The organism is Paenibacillus sp. JT22N15, assembly GCF_059383755.1.
Window position 1 is genome coordinate 25,369 of the sequence record NZ_JBXENV010000007.1, and the last position, 17,632, is coordinate 43,000.

19 protein-coding genes are annotated in these 17,632 nt (G+C 48.0%); 11 read left to right on the top strand and 8 right to left on the bottom strand.

The window, feature by feature from the left end:
- Positions 1–92: 92 nt before the first annotated feature.
- Entirely contained in the window at positions 93–836 is a 744-nt protein-coding gene (locus tag AC50X8_RS14840; RefSeq protein ID WP_494880236.1) for a hypothetical protein, read from the bottom strand.
- 220 nt (positions 837–1,056) lie between these two features.
- On the bottom strand, positions 1,057–1,971 hold the full coding sequence (locus AC50X8_RS14845; protein ID WP_494858531.1) for an arginase family protein: 915 nt from the start codon (positions 1,969–1,971) through the stop codon (positions 1,057–1,059).
- A gap of 105 nt (positions 1,972–2,076) precedes the next feature.
- On the opposite strand from AC50X8_RS14845, the gene AC50X8_RS14850 reads away from it, so the two are divergent.
- Positions 2,077–2,418, top strand: a complete 342-nt coding sequence (locus AC50X8_RS14850) for a winged helix-turn-helix transcriptional regulator (protein ID WP_056029051.1) — start codon at positions 2,077–2,079, stop codon at positions 2,416–2,418.
- Between the two features lie 615 nt (positions 2,419–3,033).
- Here the strand turns inward: AC50X8_RS14850 and AC50X8_RS14855 are convergent.
- Together AC50X8_RS14855 and AC50X8_RS14860 are read right to left on the bottom strand one after the other, a co-directional pair.
- Positions 3,034–4,443 carry a HAMP domain-containing sensor histidine kinase gene (locus AC50X8_RS14855; RefSeq protein ID WP_494880237.1) on the bottom strand — a complete coding sequence of 470 codons (1,410 nt, stop codon included), beginning with the start codon at positions 4,441–4,443 and terminating at the stop codon, positions 3,034–3,036.
- Entirely contained in the window at positions 4,427–5,113 is a 687-nt protein-coding gene (locus AC50X8_RS14860) for a response regulator transcription factor (protein WP_494880238.1), read from the bottom strand. The genes AC50X8_RS14855 and AC50X8_RS14860 overlap by 17 nt, the downstream gene beginning before the upstream one ends.
- Before the next feature lie 270 nt (positions 5,114–5,383).
- Between AC50X8_RS14860 and AC50X8_RS14865 the strand changes: the two genes are divergently transcribed.
- Positions 5,384–5,968 carry a class I SAM-dependent methyltransferase gene (locus tag AC50X8_RS14865; protein WP_494858804.1) on the top strand — a complete coding sequence of 195 codons (585 nt, stop codon included), beginning with the start codon at positions 5,384–5,386 and terminating at the stop codon, positions 5,966–5,968.
- A 30-nt stretch (positions 5,969–5,998) separates the two neighbouring features.
- Here AC50X8_RS14865 and AC50X8_RS14870 read toward each other — a convergent pair whose 3' ends face one another.
- Positions 5,999–7,075 (bottom strand): HAMP domain-containing sensor histidine kinase, encoded by a 1,077-nt coding sequence (locus tag AC50X8_RS14870; protein WP_494880239.1) that lies wholly within the window; start codon positions 7,073–7,075, stop codon positions 5,999–6,001.
- Positions 7,065–7,760: a response regulator transcription factor gene (locus tag AC50X8_RS14875; RefSeq protein WP_056029044.1), complete on the bottom strand. Its 696-nt coding sequence runs from the start codon at positions 7,758–7,760 to the stop codon at positions 7,065–7,067. Before AC50X8_RS14875 ends, AC50X8_RS14870 begins: the two co-directional genes overlap by 11 nt.
- 511 nt (positions 7,761–8,271) lie before the next feature.
- Between AC50X8_RS14875 and AC50X8_RS14880 the strand changes: the two genes are divergently transcribed.
- From AC50X8_RS14880 to metG, 5 genes are all read left to right on the top strand, one after another.
- Positions 8,272–8,472: a hypothetical protein gene (locus tag AC50X8_RS14880; protein ID WP_046231914.1), complete on the top strand. Its 201-nt coding sequence runs from the start codon at positions 8,272–8,274 to the stop codon at positions 8,470–8,472.
- Positions 8,473–8,505: 33 nt separating this feature from the next.
- Positions 8,506–8,730 (top strand): hypothetical protein, encoded by a 225-nt coding sequence (locus tag AC50X8_RS14885; RefSeq protein WP_494880240.1) that lies wholly within the window; start codon positions 8,506–8,508, stop codon positions 8,728–8,730.
- A 92-nt stretch (positions 8,731–8,822) separates the two neighbouring features.
- Positions 8,823–9,281 carry a Fur family transcriptional regulator gene (locus tag AC50X8_RS14890; protein WP_056029040.1) on the top strand — a complete coding sequence of 153 codons (459 nt, stop codon included), beginning with the start codon at positions 8,823–8,825 and terminating at the stop codon, positions 9,279–9,281.
- A complete protein-coding gene (yidD, locus tag AC50X8_RS14895; RefSeq protein ID WP_494880241.1) occupies positions 9,281–9,550 on the top strand; it encodes a membrane protein insertion efficiency factor YidD in 270 nt (89 codons plus the stop codon). Before AC50X8_RS14890 ends, yidD begins: the two co-directional genes overlap by 1 nt.
- Positions 9,551–9,946: 396 nt before the next feature.
- Positions 9,947–11,962, top strand: a complete 2,016-nt coding sequence (gene metG / locus AC50X8_RS14900) for a methionine--tRNA ligase (RefSeq protein ID WP_494880472.1) — start codon at positions 9,947–9,949, stop codon at positions 11,960–11,962.
- Positions 11,963–12,127: 165 nt separating this feature from the next.
- On the opposite strand, the gene AC50X8_RS14905 is transcribed toward metG, so the two are convergent.
- Positions 12,128–12,451 (bottom strand): hypothetical protein, encoded by a 324-nt coding sequence (locus AC50X8_RS14905; protein WP_494880242.1) that lies wholly within the window; start codon positions 12,449–12,451, stop codon positions 12,128–12,130.
- 384 nt (positions 12,452–12,835) lie between these two features.
- Here AC50X8_RS14905 and AC50X8_RS14910 point away from each other — a divergent pair, with 384 nt between their 5' ends.
- The 4 genes from AC50X8_RS14910 (at position 12,836) to AC50X8_RS14925 (ending at position 16,367) form a co-directional block, all read left to right on the top strand.
- Positions 12,836–13,867: a metal ABC transporter solute-binding protein, Zn/Mn family gene (locus AC50X8_RS14910; RefSeq protein WP_494880243.1), complete on the top strand. Its 1,032-nt coding sequence runs from the start codon at positions 12,836–12,838 to the stop codon at positions 13,865–13,867.
- 120 nt (positions 13,868–13,987) lie between these two features.
- A complete protein-coding gene (locus AC50X8_RS14915; protein ID WP_056029028.1) occupies positions 13,988–14,833 on the top strand; it encodes a metal ABC transporter ATP-binding protein in 846 nt (281 codons plus the stop codon).
- Positions 14,817–15,626, top strand: coding sequence for a metal ABC transporter permease (locus AC50X8_RS14920; protein ID WP_056029026.1), 810 nt, complete (start codon positions 14,817–14,819; stop codon positions 15,624–15,626). The genes AC50X8_RS14915 and AC50X8_RS14920 overlap by 17 nt, the downstream gene beginning before the upstream one ends.
- A gap of 21 nt (positions 15,627–15,647) precedes the next feature.
- Positions 15,648–16,367, top strand: a complete 720-nt coding sequence (locus AC50X8_RS14925) for a cytochrome c biogenesis CcdA family protein (RefSeq protein WP_056029024.1) — start codon at positions 15,648–15,650, stop codon at positions 16,365–16,367.
- On the opposite strand, the gene splB is transcribed toward AC50X8_RS14925, so the two are convergent.
- A complete protein-coding gene (splB, locus tag AC50X8_RS14930; protein ID WP_494880244.1) occupies positions 16,364–17,434 on the bottom strand; it encodes a spore photoproduct lyase in 1,071 nt (356 codons plus the stop codon). The genes AC50X8_RS14925 and splB overlap by 4 nt on opposite strands.
- Between the last annotated feature and the right edge of the window lie 198 nt (positions 17,435–17,632).

Genomic DNA, 17,632 nt, shown 5'->3' on the forward strand with positions numbered 1-17,632 from the left:
AGATTCATGTGTGGATCTTATGGATACGATAATAAGTTTTAGCAAAAAAGCTGCTATCGGTTTAGTACCAATAGCAGCTTTTTTTTGCTTTTTTAATTTAACTTAATCGCAGTAAGACTGCCGTTTGTCTTGAAATCCGTTGTATAGGATACGGTAGTGGTGGCGGAGAAGGTGCCCGTTGGTCCTGTGATGGTTATCGTAGGAGCGGAGGAATAGCCTGCACCTGCATTTGTGATTTTGATTCCGGTCACTTTGCCGTTCGTTAATAGGGGTGTAACGGTCGCCGCCGTATGCGTCCATAACTCGCCCTTGCTGCCGTTGTAGCGGTAGTAGTTCGATACTTCATCCAGACGGTCGTTAGTAATGCCATAGGGAGCAAGCACCTTCAGCAGAGCGGCTTTATTGGATTGTGCCTGCTCAGAGGTAGGGCCGCCGCTTTCGGTGCCCGCAGGTGTTACACCGCTGAAAGCTTCACGGAATACTTCGGTAGATACGCCAAGCGCGGCAGCTATAAGTACAACGGGGCGGCCATGATCCACAGAATCTGTGTCAAAACCGCCTTCGATCGAGATTGTATAACCGTTCTGATCGGTTACGCTGATGCCCGCTCCTGATCCAGACCCGGCATGAGCGGATGGCTTAGCCTTTTCAGAAACCGGGGAGGAGGGGGGATGTTTGTCCGGTTTTTTTTGCTTATGGACTGGGGCTGGAGCTGTTGCCTCATTCGTCTTATCGTCGTGGTTGGCATTACTGCTGTTGGCCGTGGTCAATTGAACGGCACCTGCACTCACCGCAAGCAGGATCAGCAGGGTGACGATCGTTTTTTTGGCTTTCATAGGGGAAGCTCCTCTCAAATGGGGGGATGTGGTTCTGGACTTAGATTAATATAGCTATGTGTCAGGAAGATGTTGAGAGAGAATGGGGGATGGAAACGCCAACCAATCATGATTTTTGCATTTGCGGCCACATAAAAATACACCCTCGCAAACATAAAGCGCGAAAGTGTATTTTATGAATAAGCAGAACAGTGTTCTATTAGAATTACCGATAATGACTCTACTGATTTAAAATAGGTATTTCTCCGAGCAGATTTTTCAAGTTTATCGCATCCCACGGCAAATGTTCCGTTATGCCTAATCCAACTACATCTGTTTCTTCAGATAGTTGTTTAATCAGATGAAGTAACTGAGGTATTTGCATCGTTCCCGCAGGAGAATAAGGATAAGGGGCTTCGGGATTCGCGAACAATAAAGAACGAAATGCCTTTGGATCAAGCACATCTAAATCGAGATGAATCGCTAAGTGCTTAATGCCGCTTTCTTTAATCCACTTCTTTATAGATTCCGTGCTGCTTGATAGCTCTGCGGTGCCTGCGGTTTTAATACCTAGTCTTTGAATCATTTCGGTGTCTGGTTCGACAGGGGCTATTCCTAGTCTTTGAAATGCTTCTGAAATGACTTCAAATTCCTGCTCTGTTGGAGCTGCTAATCCCGCGATAAAGACATTTTCAGGCTTTAGAGGGACTTTCACATGTTTTGCGAACTCCTCATCCCCTTCTCCCAACAAATTCCCGAGCGGTAATGTATGTCCGTTATCATAGCCCACATATCTAACTAAATCACTATGAGCATCAATCCAAATTAAGCCTAATTCCCCACCGTAGCGTTCGTTCAAATAGGCAAATGGGGCTTGTTCGACTAAGCAGTCGCCACCAAACATGATAATGCGATCTGGCTTATGGGCATTAATGATATGCTGAGCAGACTCTAATTGTTCAAGCAGCTGCTGTCTCCCTTTTATACCGTTCTCGTTTTCAAGTGGAGTGCCATCATACGCTTGCACGGGCACATGAATAAGAGGTTGATCATTGTCCGGAGCTAGCCAAGCGAGCAGTTCGGCTCCAAAAGAGTAGTTAGGGTTGTCGCCCCCTTGCCATTGCGGCATTAACAGGCGTATTGTTTGATTAGTCATGTTTTGTTCTCCTTTACGTCAAAGTAAGGCTAGTATAAACTGAACGTAAATTAAAACGTAGTACGCACTTTATTGATAGGTACTACCCGAAAGGATAGTGTAAATATGAGTATGGCTGAATATAAAGGTAAAGTTAAAAATATTCAAGATACACCTTTTGGTTATACAGTATCCGTTATTGGTGGCAAATGGAAAATGGTCATCATTTATCTCCTGGCAGAAAACCAGCCGGTTCGCTTTAATGATCTGAAAAGACAGATTGGCACGATTACTTATAAAACATTAAGTTCACACCTTAAAGAATTGGAAGCGGACGGTTTGGTGAACAGGAAAGAGTATCCTCAGGTTCCGCCTAAAGTCGAATACAGTCTCACCGATAAAGCGGAAACGCTATTACCCGTTTTGGAACAGCTATGTGAATGGGGAGAAAAAAACCAAAATAATTAAATCCATTTCAGTTGCCAGGTAGGTGTATAGACAAACCGGAGCCGTGTTGCGGAGCCTTACTAAGCACTTATTCGAGGAAAATCTCATCTGACGATTCAAGGCTTACGGAACCGCAGCATGCCATTGTAGCTGAAACATTATTGTTGAGAACACTAATGCTGAAAAACGAATGCTAAAAAACGAATGCTAAAAAACGAATGCTAAAAAACGAATGCTGAAAACACTATTGCGTAGAAAACGCAGCCGGGGGACGCTCAACTCTTTTCTGAAGGACAGAGGTTCCGCTATTCTGGCTATTAATCTGGTTTCGGATCTTATGCGGACAGGAAAACCGCTATTGCCCACATCATCGCCTCAAAATGGCTTTTGGCAGCACATTAGCGTCTCCTGAGTCCGCAGCCTGTGCCAAAACCCGTGATTCTATTTAAATAGCGGCTGCTGTGTCCGCCAAGTCGATTATTGAATACGTTTGAGACTAAATTCGAAAGTAGCCATACGATTGCAAAGAAAAGTGCCAGCCAGATGCTGCTGACTGACCTTAATTAATTGGCAGACACTAAGATGGTTAGACAGACACCAAGATTGCTGGACGCCTCGAAACGGCCAAACGAGTGGCTACGGCTGCTTAGGGAGCAATAGCTGAAACGTCGTCCCTTGCGGCGTGCTGTGCTTTAAATTCAACTGGCCCCCCATGGCAATGGCAAGCATTCGGCTGTAGGTAAGACCGAGGCCTAGGCCGCCGACAGCAAGCTTTTTACGCTCACCGCGAAAGTATCGCTCGAAAATATTTTTTTGCTCCTCTTTCGATATGCCTGGACCGTTATCCTGAACGTTAATTTCATAGCTGCCAGCTGAAGATTCCGATAGAGAGACATGAATGCGGCCTTGGCCTTGCAGCGCTTGCCTGCTATTGTTCAGCAAATTCACAATAATTTGCTGAATGCGGCTTGCATCTCCGACAGCCAGAAAAGCACCGGTTGGAATATCGGCTGATAGCTCGAGCCCCTCTACAGGATCCAACAGTCCCCATTGGTATACAATTTCGCCAACTAGCTTGCCGAGATCAAGCGTGTCCTGTCGGACGCTGATTTTACCGGAAGCGAAGGCATTGAAATCCAGCAGGTCGGTGACCATATGCTGAAGCCTGCGTGTCTGCTGCAAGGAAATTTCCAGAAATTCCTCTGCTTCCTCCTCCGCAACCACTTGATCGCGAACGGCATGAATAAGGCCATGAATGGAGGAAATCGGTGTTTTCAGCTCATGTGTCACGCCGGCAAGCAGCTCCGTCCGCAGCTCTTCCAATGTGCCGAGGCGCGCAGCCATCGTCTGGAACGATACCAGCAGGTCGTGTATTTCCTTTTCCTTCACATGGTTAGGTACGACTACCTGATAATTGCCAGCCTCCATCTGATTCAGCGCTTCAGCGAGCTGCTTGATCGGCCTTCTTAAATTTCGCGACAGAAAGTAGATGATGAGCCAGCCCAGCAAGCCTGAGCCAAGCAGCAGTGAACCGATGAGGCCGTAATTCTGATTAACATGGACTAACTCCTTGTAGTCGTAGGAAATGGCAAGCGATCCGATGGCCTCCCCTTTGTTTTTGCCCCATATTGGCGTTGTCAGCGTATATTGATCATCTGATAGGGTGACGTTCAACTCACCCGAAAGTGGAGGGAGGGCTGGAGCAGCATCTCTGTCTCTGGGACCCTGTTTAATAAAAATAGCGGTCCCGTTATGATCAAATACGCGCAATGAAAATTGTCCCGGCAGCGAGTAGCGGCGCTGGGTGCGGTCGATCCATTCATAGAAATGGCCCGGAATGACGATTTGTCCACTTTCTTGGCTCACATACTGCGAGGCGACCTGCGCAAAGGCTTTGAGGTTTTGCTTCCGCTCATGCAGCGTCTCCTGGCGAATCCAGAAAATCGATACCAATCCAATGATAAGCAGCCCTATGAATAAGGTGAGCACATAGCGAAAAGTCCAGCGGCTGAGCAGCGTTTGGCGACGATTAGTGGGTGTTGGCATAAAGCATATACCCCGTCCCCCGCAGGGTGCGGATTTCTCCTTCTTCTGGCGGCCAATGCAGCAGCAGCTTGCGCAAACGCTTGATGGCCAAATCTACTGCCCGATCGCTGCCCTCATAATCCATTCCCCAAACTTTATCTATTAACTGCTCGCGGTAAAAAATCTGGTTCGGATGCTCGGCGAGGAACATGAGCAGCGACAGATCGCGGGGAGTGATCGAAAGACTGGCACCATTCAAGTAAACCGTATGTGATTTAAAATCGATGCGAATGCTCCCAAACGTAACCTGTTCCGAGCTGACGAGGGAGCGGGGCGGCCGTCTGAGCACCGCATGAATGCGGGCGACAACCTCTTCTGGCTCAAACGGCTTCGTCATATAATCATCGGCTCCTTCGTTGAGCCCCAGAATCCGGTCGCTTACATCGCCTCTAGCCGTCAGCATAATGACGGGACAAGCGCTTTTGTAGCGAATATGGTTCAACACTTCCCAGCCATTCATGCCCGGCAGCATAACATCGAGAATAACGAGCGTAGGAACTGCCGCATCAAAAGCTTCAATAGCTTCCCGTCCGTTGCGATAGATGCGGCAATCAAATCCCGCCTTGCGTATATAGGCTGCGAGCACCCGGGAGATGGCGTCCTCGTCTTCGACAATCATAATCGTATTCATAAGTAATCCTCCGATGTGGCGGTCTAACATACAGTCACCTCTGAAAAAAGTATACCGCCTGAGCTAGGGAATGACTATACGCTGCGCTTCATGCTGACACATATTTTAAACGGTTATTGAGTCAGGGGAATGTCGGGGGAGGTATACCGCCATAATCTTCGATGCCACTGTATACGTTCAGAATCTTAAGAATTCCTTTAGTTTCCCCCTCACTTTATATTCAGATTTTTTGGATAGCATAAGGAAAGTGAAATAAAGGGGGATACGATGATGATAAATGTAAACGGTTGGAAAAAGGAAAAACTGCTTTTTCTACATAAATTTTTGCGTTCGCCCAGACAAATCGGCAGCGTAACGCCAAGCTCAAAATTTCTCGCGAAAAAAATGCTGGAGTCAGTTCCCTGGAACAAAGCAACGAGTATCGCAGAGCTGGGAGCCGGTACCGGTGCGATAACCAAATACATTCAAGCAGCCAAAAAGAAAGCGACTAAGGTTATCCTTTTTGAAAAAGACCCTTATATGCGTGAACAATTGCAGGAGCATTATCCCGAATTTTCAAGCTATGAGGACAGCAGCTACCTCCAGGCATCGCTGCATACGGAAGCGATCAAGCAGTTGGACTGCATTATTAGCGGACTGCCATTTACCAATTTCCCGCAAACGCTGCGAGACAAGCTGATGGAGCAAATTCTCGTATCGCTTAAAGATGACGGTCTATTCATTGCTTTTCAATACTCCTTGCAGATGAGATCGCAGCTTAAAGAGCATTTTGAAATTGAAAAAATTACATTTGTGCCCTTAAACATGCCTCCCGCATTTGTATATGTTTGCCGTAAAAAGGAGGTGCGGTTATAGGCGAGATATCATGAAAAGCAAGCTGGATGCTTAAAGCTGCTGCTGCGGGTGCTTAAATTCGGCGCAAAACGCATAATGCCCCTGATGATGGTTAAGCCAGATCCGTCCATTGTGCAGCTCGACGATATGTTTAGCAATCGATAGACCAAGGCCAAAGCCGGCAGGCATATGGGCATGGTTGCGGGAGGGCTCCATTTTATAAAATCGTTCAAACAATTGCTCCTCCTGCTCCTTCGTTATCGGTTGGCCCGCATTTTCAACACTTAAAGTAATTCGTCCTTCTTGCACAAAAAGCTTTACGGTGATTTCTCCGGGCTTCACGGAAAATTTCAAGGCATTCATTAATAAATTGTCGATCGCTCTGACCATTTTTCCAGTATCCATGAGAGCTATGACAGGTACAGCAGGCAACGCTTTTTTTATTATAATGTTCTGTTCCTGAGCTACAGGCTCAAATTCAGTAACAAGCTGCGCCAATAATCTGTTGAAATCGATTTCCTGAAAAGATAAACGGACATCCGGGTCGCTAAGCCGCGTATATTCGAATAAATCGTCTATTAGCTTTTTCAACTGCTGGGTTTTGTTATAAGCATTGTCGATATACCTTTCTTGCTCCTGAACATCTTGGAAGGAGTGGGTTTTCAATAAATCCAAATAGCCAATAATGCTGGTCAGCGGTGTTCGCAAGTCATGCGAAACGGAGGTGATCAGTTCCATCTTCGATTTTTCCAGCTGTCGCTCCCGCGCAAGCTTGCTTTGCAATTGTTCCGCCATATCATTGATATTTTGTGCTACATGCCCTAATTCATCCTGGCTGGATAACGGAATCCGGTAGCTTAAATTCCCGAAGGACATTGCTTTGAGGCCATCGGTAATCGTCTTGAAATAACGGATCGTACGGCGGGTCATTAATATGAAGCTGAACCAAAAAGAGAGCACAAAAATGCCTATAGGCAAAAATTTATAAATAAAACCGGATTGGGGTCGCTGCATGGAATAGATCGTGCTGAATAAAGTAGCAAGTATCAGGCTGAAAATAAAAGCCCAAAGCATCTGGACGCGAATGCTTTTTTTGCCGAATAAATAAGTCCATAGCTTATTTTTCAATTTTGTATCCCACTCCCCAGACCGTCTTAATATATTGCGGCTCTCTAGGATTGACCTCGATTTTCTCGCGGATGTTGCGTATATGAACCATCACTGTATTTTCCGAATAAAACGCGGTATGTTCCTTCCAGACGCTTTGATAGATTTTATCGACGTTAAAAACTTGCCCCCGGTGCATCGCTAACAATTCCAGAATGGAAAATTCAATGGGGGTTAACGATTTTTCATGGCCGCGCACGACAACGCTATGCTGGTCTCGATTAATGACCAAATCATCCATAGCTATTTCAGAGTCATTTATGGCTGGCTTGCTGGAAGCGAAATGCTGCCGCCTGATTTGGGCTTTTACCCGAGCGATCAGCTCAAGGGGGTTAAATGGTTTCGTTACATAATCATCTGCGCCTGTGGAAAGACCCATAATTTTATCTAAATCCTCCCCTTTAGCAGAGAGCATAATAATAGGAACATTCGATATTTCGCGGATTTTGAGGCAAGCTTGAATGCCATCCAAATGAGGCATCATAATATCGAGAATAATCAGATCAATATTTTCCTGCTGAACCATTTTCAAAGCCTGCGTCCCGTCCTCCGCTTCCCGGACAAGGTAGCCTTCATTCCGCAAATAAATGTGAAGGACGTCGCGAATTTCCTGTTCATCTTCAGCTACTAGAATGGTCATTTTCATGCATCTATCTCCTTATAAATCGCTTTCTGAATTGGCAGAAATAATTGGACGAGGACAATGGCTGCTGTCAGTGCGGTAGCGATTCACAGCAAGCGTATTGCGTAAGTATAGACGATATCTCCTGCAACTTGAACGTGACCTAAGGCTAAACGTCTTGTAGCAAAGCTTTCATATTTGTAGACACTGCTTCTAGCTTACTTTATAAAGCTTTAGATTTTAATAAGGTAATTCTGAAGTTATTCTGAAGATTAAGTTCTTCCATTTTGTGGAGCCAACTTTATCAAGATGGGTATCGAATATTTAAACTGGGGTTTCCATATTGATGAATGGAATCAAATCCCCCTCTACATGATCCTTCTATAAAGGGCAGTCCCGATATTTTAAACCTGAAATCGTGACAAATTCGTTACTTATGGCAGGAAAGTGGCGGCACGCCTATCGTTAGCACTGGCTTTATGCAGGGCAAATCCCTTATAATGCTAGATAGAAATGTTATGGGGGAGTGTATCGCGTGAGTTTAGTAGATGTCAGCAATGTATCGCCAGCGTTATTTATTTTGGGCGTCGTTTTTTTGCTGCTCATTTTCGGATTGTTGAGCTTTGGCATTTTACGTATGTTCGGGCAGCGGTTCCGTTCCGGTTGGATATGCATCGGTGGGGCAGTTGTCAGCTTCGTTGTATTTATGTGGATATTAAATCGATGGTTCCTGTAGCTCAGGGAATTTGCGGTTAGAGGAGGCGTCGATATGTTTTGGACAGCAGTATGGTTTATCGTCAATATGTTTTTTGTCACTTCATTAATTTTATTTCTTTTTATGCAGCGCTCTTATACGCTCGCCAAGCTGGAAACAGGCAACGGGGACAAGCTTCGCAAGGCGCACAAAATACGACTGACGTTTGGAATTATCAGCCTGATTTTGTTTGTGGCCATGGTCGCGAGCTTCCTTATTAATATGCGGTTGAACGGTTAAAAAAGCAGCGGCAGGAAGGCTCTCATTGACGAGAGTCTTTTTTTTCGGCATTATTGGGAGAGAGAGAATTTCAGAAGCAGGAGGTTTGTGGCATGAGTACACATGCACATTCACATACGCATACGATTGAAGATATTGTGAGAATCATGTCGAGCCAAGGACTGCGCATTACCGACCAGCGCAAGACGCTGGCCAAGCTATTCGCAGAATCGCCGGGCTACTTGGCCCCCAAGGACGTTTATGAATACATGGGCAAGTCTTATTCCGGACTTAGCTTTGATACCGTATACCGCAACCTGCGTGTCATGGAGGAGCTTGGCGTGCTGGAGCAGGTGGTGTTCGAGGAAGGCGTCAAGTTCAAGCTGCATTGCCGCGAGCATGACCACCACCACCATATGATTTGTCTGAACTGCGGCAAAACGTATCCAATTATGTGCTGCCCAATGGAGCAGACGACTGCGCCCGCTGATTTCCGAATCGTCAAGCACAAGTTTGAAGTGTTCGGTTATTGTAAAGACTGTGATCAGGAAGAAGCAGCAGCGCAAAGCTAATGGAAAAGAGACCTGTTGCTAGACGTGTCGTTCAGGCGCCGATTCATTTTTACCGCAAAGCGATTTCACCGCATTTGCCGCCTTCCTGCCGCTTTACTCCCACATGCTCCGCCTATGCGCTGGAGGCCATTGAGAAGCATGGCGTGCTCAGGGGCTCATGGCTTGCGGCGCGGCGGATTAGCCGCTGTCACCCGTTTCACGCCGGTGGCTACGATCCGGTTCCTCCCGTAAAGGGCGGAAAGCAGAGCGATGGGGATCAGCCTACTTGACAGAAGGGCTGGCTGTTCGGTATATTTTGTCATATATGAGTCCGATGAATGGATAAGTACAATGGAAGCTGCGTCGCAGAGAGCCGGGCAATAAGGTGTGAGCCGGTACGGGCAAAGTTGGAAGATGGTCCTGGAGGATCTGCTTTTGAGCAGCGCGCTGCCTTAGGTTTGACTAGGCGGGAGCGGGTAAGAGAGCAGCGTTTGACCGGCGTTAACGGTATTGTCCGCCTTCAATCGGCGGCACACGAAGCCATTGCGTTTTTTTCTGCGAATCAGGAGAAGATGCAAGGGGAATTTGGGTGGTACCACGTGAGTTTTATACTCTCGTCCCATGATGGACGGGAGTTTTTTGCGTTTTTATGTGTTTTTAGAATCGAAATTTGGGAGGCTGCTGAAATGGCGAATGACAACAAAACATTTTATTTGACTACGCCGATTTATTATCCGAGCGACAAGCTGCATATTGGGCATGCGTATACGACGGTGGCGGGCGACGCGATGGCAAGATACAAGCGGCTGCGCGGCTACGACGTTTGGTTCCTGACTGGAACCGATGAGCATGGGCAGAAAATCGAACGCAAAGCACAGGAGCAAGGCAAGACCCCTCAGCAATTCGTCGATGATATCGTTGTCGGCATTAAAAGCTTGTGGGCGAAGCTGGAAATTTCCAATGATGACTTTATTCGCACGACGGAGGAGCGCCATAAGAAGGTCGTTGAGAAAATTTTTGATCAGCTGCTGAAGCAAGAAGATATTTATAAGGGTACGTATGAAGGCTGGTACTGTACGCCGTGTGAATCCTTTTTCCTAGAGCGCCAGCTTGAAAACGGCAATTGTCCGGATTGCGGACGCCCGGTTGAGCTCGTAAAGGAAGAGAGCTATTTTTTCCGGATGAGCAAATATGCAGACCGCCTGCTTAAGCTATATGAGGACAACCCTCATTTTATTCAGCCGGAATCACGCAAAAATGAAATGATCAACAATTTCATCAAGCCGGGCTTGGAGGATCTAGCCGTATCGCGTACGACCTTCGATTGGGGCGTTAAAGTGCCAGGCGATGCGAAGCATGTCATCTATGTGTGGATTGATGCACTGTCCAACTATATTACGGCGCTTGGCTATGGCAGCGATGATCCCGAGGCTGCGGCTAAATATGAGCGCTTCTGGCCGGCGGATGTCCATCTCGTGGGCAAGGAAATCGTTCGTTTCCATACGATTTATTGGCCGATTATGCTCATGGCACTCAATCTTCCGATTCCGAAAAAGGTATTTGCCCATGGCTGGCTGCTCATGAAGGACGGCAAAATGTCGAAGTCCAAGGGCAATGTTGTGGACCCGGTTATGCTGATCGACCGTTATGGCCTCGATGCTGTCCGCTATTATTTGCTGCGCGAGGTGCCTTTCGGCGCCGATGGCACCTTTACTCCGGAAAATTTCGTCGAGCGTATTAACTTTGATCTTGCCAACGACCTCGGCAATTTGCTTAATCGTACCGTTGCGATGATTGATAAATATTTTGACGGCGAGATTCCAGTTTATGCCGGACAAATCACACCATTCGACGCTTCGCTTGAAGCGCTGGCGCAGGATACGATTGCTTCTGTGGAGGCTGCTATGGAAAACATGGAGTTTTCTGTAGCGCTCGCTGCGATTTGGCAGTTCGTCAGCCGGACGAATAAATATATTGATGAGACACAGCCGTGGACGCTGGCGAAGGATGAAGGAAAGCGCGCGGAGCTGGCTGCGGTCATGCAGCATTTGGCGGAAGCGCTGCGCATCACATCGATTATGCTCCAGCCGTTCCTGACGCATGCGCCGCGTGAGCTGTGGAAGCAGCTCGGCATTCAGCCGGGCGAGCTGACGTCATGGGAGAGCATGCGCACGTTCGGGCAGCTGCCGGCAGGCACGCGGGTGCAGAAGGACAGCCCGCTGTTCCCACGCCTGGAGACGGCGGATGAGGTTGCTTTTATCGCAGCCGAGATGGGGGGCGGCGCTGCCAAAGCGGAAGCGCAGCCGGAAGCCGCGCAGCAAGCGGCTGGCGCTGGAGGGGAAGGAGCCGCAGCAGACGCGGCTCCGGTAGAAAGCAAGGAAGAAATCGGCATCGACGATTTCGCCAAGGTAGAGCTGCGAGTGGCGCAAGTCATTGCTGCCGAGCCTGTGAAGAAAGCCGACAAGCTGCTGAAGCTGCAGCTTGATCTCGGTTATGAGCAGCGCCAGGTCGTTTCGGGCATTGCGAAATTTTATACGCCAGAGTCGATTGTCGGCCGGAAGGTGATTTGTGTGACGAACCTGAAGCCGGTGAAGCTGCGGGGAGAATTGTCGCAAGGGATGATTCTGGCTGCGTCGCACGGCGACCAGCTAACGCTGGCGACGGTGCCGGACGATATGCCAAATGGCGCTGTTGTGAAATAAAGGGAATTGCAGTAAAGCAAGCAGCATAAGAGAGAACCGGGCGGAGCTATTCCGCTTCGGTTCTCTTTTTATTAGTTTTTGATAAATAAGTTTTAGACTGCCGTTGTGGTCATTGAAATAACGTTCTCTGTTAGCGCAATGAATGCCGATTTGGTACGGTTCTTATTAATCGTTTTTTGTGGTATCCCCGTTTACAAACATCTCTTGAATTCGGTTGGTCAATTCCTCGTTGTGGATGTAATAATGACTGCCCTGCGAATTCGGAGTGAATCCCAGCTTGCTCTCGTGACCTTCCCGCAAGGATACCGCGTACAGGAAGCCGCTCCGGTCCTCTTGGTTCGGATCTGGCTCGAATTTCATGTCTTTCACTTGATTGATCCACTCTTGAATCTGTTTTTTGTTAGCAAACCATTTCCGCTCGCCCGAGCTGCCGTCCGTAATCTCCATGGAATCCACATTCATAATATCCCCTGGGTAGAGTTCTTGCAATGTCTTTGTGGTCAGCTTCTCAGCTTGAGGTTCGCTGCAAGCTATGATCGCAAGCCCCATGAGTAGCAGCAGTAAAACGCACCCTATTATCCTCATGTTCTTCCCCCCTTGTTTGTAACATAGACGTACCAAAGGCAACTTATGTTACTCTCAACATAAGTGACTGTTGCCTTAATGGGACGTTATGAGTCTAGGACTTTATTTTTTTCGACAGCGGGGGCGGAATAGACACACAACCGCCATACTCGCATAGCGTTCTGCTCGGTGTAGACCGGGAACATGCGAATAGCAGTTGACAGTGATGCCAAGCACTCGTATAATCTGAACGTAATCATAACGATTACTAAAAGAAAACGGTATTCACAGAAATGGAGCATTTGCGAAATGAAAAAGGTATTTTCAAGCAAGAAAATAACGGCTATGGCCGCTTTATTGTTATCGGTTGTTCTTGTGCTGTCCGCATGCGGCAGCAATTCGAAGTCTTCTATCGTAGAAGGCAAGACGAATGTCGTGACTAGTTTTTATCCTCTCTATTATTTCGCTTCAGAAATTGGCGGTGAATATGTCAATGTCGTCAACCTCATCCCGGCAGGAGTGGAGCCGCATGATTGGACGCCGAAAAGCCAAGATCTCAGCACCGCCTCCAAAGCGCAGCTGTTTCTTTACAATGGAGCAGGACTGGAAGGCTGGACGGACAGCTTTCTGAAAGGATTGCCGAACGATCAGACGATCATTACGGCCGAAATGAGCAAAGGTATTGAGCTGATTCAAGGCAGTTCCGAAGAGGAGCATGATCACAGCGCTGAAACGGCAGAGGAGCATGCGGATCATGAAGAGCATAGCGAAGAAGCAGACGGTGCAGCTGCTGACGAGCATGATCATGAGCACGCTCTCGATGTCGATCCGCATACTTGGGTCAGCCCGAAATCGGCAATCATTATGGCTGAAAATGTGAAAAATAGCCTCATTCAAGTGGACAGTGCCCACAAAACCGAATATGAGGCGAACTATGAGGCGCTGCACAGCAAGCTTGCAGCACTCGATGCGAAGTTCGAGCAGGAGCTGTCCAAAACGACGATGAAGGATATCGTAGTATCCCATCAGGCGTTTGGTTATTTGGCCCGCGACTATGGCTTGACGCAAACGGCTATAATGGGATTATCGGCTGATGCTGAGCCTAGAGCGCAGGATTTGCTGAATATCGCCAAATTTGTGAAGGAACAAGGCATTCGCTATATTTTCTTCGAGGAGCTTGTATCTCCGGCACTTGCGGATACGCTCGCGAGCGAAGCGAAGGTAGACACATTGATGCTGAATCCAGTAGAAGGACTGACGCCAGAGCAGGAGAAAAATGGCGATACCTACATTACGCTGATGGAAGCGAATTTGCAAAATCTTCTGAAAGCACTGCAATAAGGAGCTGCGAGGAAATTAACGGTACTTTATTTCGTCGCAGTCTCTAGGTAAACGGCGCTTTATTAATGATATAATCAGGGAAGTATAGCAATATAGTAAAAAGCAAGGGAGGTTGACAGGATGCAACAAGTGACAGAGAGGCTGCCAGAAGCGGACTTGCTTTCCAGCCCGGCAGGAGACTGCCATCAGGATATTATATCGCTGGAGGGCGTTACCTTCTCGTATCAGCAGCAGCGCGTCATTACCGGACTTAATTTAAGCGTTCGCGAGCGTGATTTTATCGGGCTGATTGGCTCGAACGGCGCGGGAAAAACAACGCTGCTCAAAATGATTGTCGGCTTGCTAAAGCCGGAGAGCGGCGTCATTCGTTTGTTCGGCGAGCCGGTAGGCCAATTTAAGGCATGGGAAAAAATCGGTTATGTGCCGCAAAAAAATGCGTTTAATCCCCTTTTTCCAGCGACGGTTCGCGAAGTGGTGCTATCGGGCCTTTACGGGCGCAATAAGCTGTTTCGCCGTATTACGAAGAGCGATCACTTAAAGGCAGATGACGCCCTGCATGCGATGAAAATCGAGGATTTGGCGGACAAGCGGATCGGCCAGCTGTCCGGCGGCCAGCAGCAGCGTGCTTTCTTGGCGCGGGCGCTTATTAACAATCCGTCGCTGCTTATTTTGGATGAGCCTACCGTTGGGATCGATTCAGAGACGCAGGAAAGCTTTTTCCATATGATCAAGCATATGCATCAGCATCACAATATCACCTTCCTCATGGTGTCCCATGATATGGAGATGATCCGCACTTATTTGGGGCTGCATCAGGCAGCGCAAAGCGGCAAGCTGAAGTTTTACAAAAAGCATTCGCATGATTTGCAAAATTGTGCGCAAGATGATCTGACTCACAGCCTGCGCGGGCTTCGTCAGGAAATGGATAGCAGAGAAGAGGTTGTTCAGGTTGGAGATCGTTACTAGCGAATTTTTTCAAAGGGCGCTGATTGGCGGCTTGCTTATCGGAGTAACAGCGCCGCTAATGGGCATTTTTCTCGTGCTGCGCCGTTTGTCCATGATCGGCGATACGCTGTCGCATGTATCCATTGCGGGCGTTGCGCTTGGTTTCTTAATTGGGGTGTATCCGGTTGCGGTAGGCCTGCTGTTCGCTGTTGCAGCTTCGTTTGCGATTGAAAAGCTGAGGAAAGCCTATAAATCCTATGCCGAGCTGTCCATTGCGATTATTATGTCGGGCGGCGTTGCGCTGGCTTCGATTTTATTCACGATGGGCAAGGGCTTTAATGTCAATGTCAGCGGCTATTTATTTGGCAGCATTTATACGCTGAGCAACATCGATTTAATTACGATTGCCGTGGTGACGGTTGTCGTCCTTGTAGCCATCAGGCTGCAGGTGAAGGAGCTGTTTTTGCTTACTTTTGATGAGGATGCAGCAGCGGTGAGCGGGTTGCCCGTCCGTTTTTATAATGTTATGATTAGCGTGCTAACCGCGCTTGTCATTAGTGCTTCCATCAAAATTGTTGGAGCGCTGCTTGTGTCTGCGCTGCTGACGATTCCAGCAGCTTGCAGTCTTATTATTGCGCGCAGCTTTCGGCAGAGCATTATTACCGTCGTCATTATTGGTGAAATTGCCGTTATTTGCGGCTTGATGATTGCAGGGATTTGGAATTTGGCTCCGGGCGGCACGATCGTGCTTCTGCTGATTGTTATTTTGCTGGGCCTCTTGCTGTTCAAGCGGGGAATAAGAACAGGGAGTTAATCAAAATCGAGGTGCTGTACGTTGAACGATCTTAATATTTGGCTCGCATTGGGGGCGGGCTTTGCTTCCTTCATCTCCCCATGCTGCTTGCCCTTGTATCCATCTTATTTATCTTACATAACCGGCATTTCCGTCAGCGATCTCAAAAATAATGAGCATACGAGCAAGCAAATGCGCTCTCGTACGATGCTGCATACGCTGTTTTTCATTATCGGCTTCTGTACGGTGTATTACACGCTTGGCTACGGTACGAATGTGTTCGCGGAAACGTTCAGCGAATATGAGCCGCTCATCCGCAAATTATCGGCGATTTTAATTGTGCTGATGGGGCTGTTCCTGCTCGGCGTTTTTCAGCCGCAATTGCTGATGAAGACGCGCAAGCTGCCGTTTGATGCTTCGAAAAAAACCGGCTATTTAGGCTCCTTTATTTTTGGCATCGGTTTTTCGGCCGGGTGGTCGCCTTGCACAGGACCTGCCTTAACGGCGATTCTGGCTTTGGCGGCATCCGAGCCGAATACCTGGTTTAAGCTGACTACGGCTTATGCTTTAGGCTTTGCCATTCCGTTTTTCGTATTGGCTTTTTTCCTAGGCTCAGCGAGATGGCTGCTGAAATATACGAATACGGTGATGAAGGTCGGCGGAGCGATTATGATTGTGCTCGGCATTATGCTCTTCACCGATCAAATGACGCAAATTACGTCGTGGCTTAACCTCATTACGCCGGATTGGCTGAAGTTTTAAGTGAAATATTCAATTTTCGCTTGTGGAAAATGCTCAAAGATGCGCTCTGATATAAACAATCGGAGCGCATCTGCTTGTTCTGTAGGGTAGACATATTTTCCTTGTCCCCAGCGGCCCCATTTGTATTTGCGCTTCTCAATGTCCATTTCCAGCTTCGTGCGCGGATAGCGGCGCTCGATCACATTTTTCGCTGTTTTCGTAAAACGGTGCTGGATAAGCTCAAAGGTTAGATCGGCTTGCTGTGCCTCTTCAGGCAGCGCCTCTGCAAGCGATGCGAGCAGCTCGGCGTAGCCTTCCTCCCAGCCCTCATGCCAGATAATCGGCGCAATGATAAAGCCGAGCGGATAACCGGCTTTAGCTACTTTGGCTGCGGCTTCAATTCGCTGCTCGAAGCGGGAGGTGGCTGGCTCGAAATTTTTGATCACATATTTGCTGTTGACGCTGAAGCGAATGCGGGTATGGCCATTATGCTTAACATCCAGCAAAGAGTCGACATGATGGAATTTCGTCACGAAGCGCAGTCTGCCTAGCGGCTGCTCCGCCATAAATTCAATCAGCTCGCGCAGGCTGCCTGTAATGGGCTCCAGCCCGACGGGATCGGACGTACAAGCGGCTTCGAAGCGGGTTATTTCCGGTGCTCGCTCGTCGATGTATTGCTTGGCAGCGCCGATAATCTCATCGATGTTGACATAAACGCGAATATAGGGCTTTGCGCCGAGCGTCGTCTGCAAATAGCAATAATGGCAATGCGCCATACAGCCGGTCGCAATGGGAATGGCATATTCCGCTGATGGCTTGGACGTATCAAAGGTTAGCGTTTTGCGAATGCCGACGACGAGGGTGCGTTTGGCAATCCGGTATTTCTCAAGCTCGGTTTCACCGGGCAAATTGGTAATCCGGTTATGCGAGCTTGTTATGCGGAAAGGAATGCCTTCCTTTTGCACCCAGTCATAAATGCGCTTGCCTTTCGGATAATTAAGCGCATCCGGTTCAAAATAGACGAGCTCGGGAACGAAGGATAAGCTCTTCAGCGCTGTTTTTGGACGCTCCTCTATAGTGGGAGCCATGAGCGGCACCTCCTGTGCTTTGTTGCTTCAAATAAGAAGCTTAAGTTATAATGTGCGACAAAGGAAAGGGCTTCAAACTGGGAGTTGCAAGGTGAAACGGCCAAAAGCCACCTCTGGCGGCGCAGCGCGTTTCAGTCCGAGAAATATAAGCCTAATGATAAATGTGAAACTTATAAATTCTTATATTTCAAGAAATGC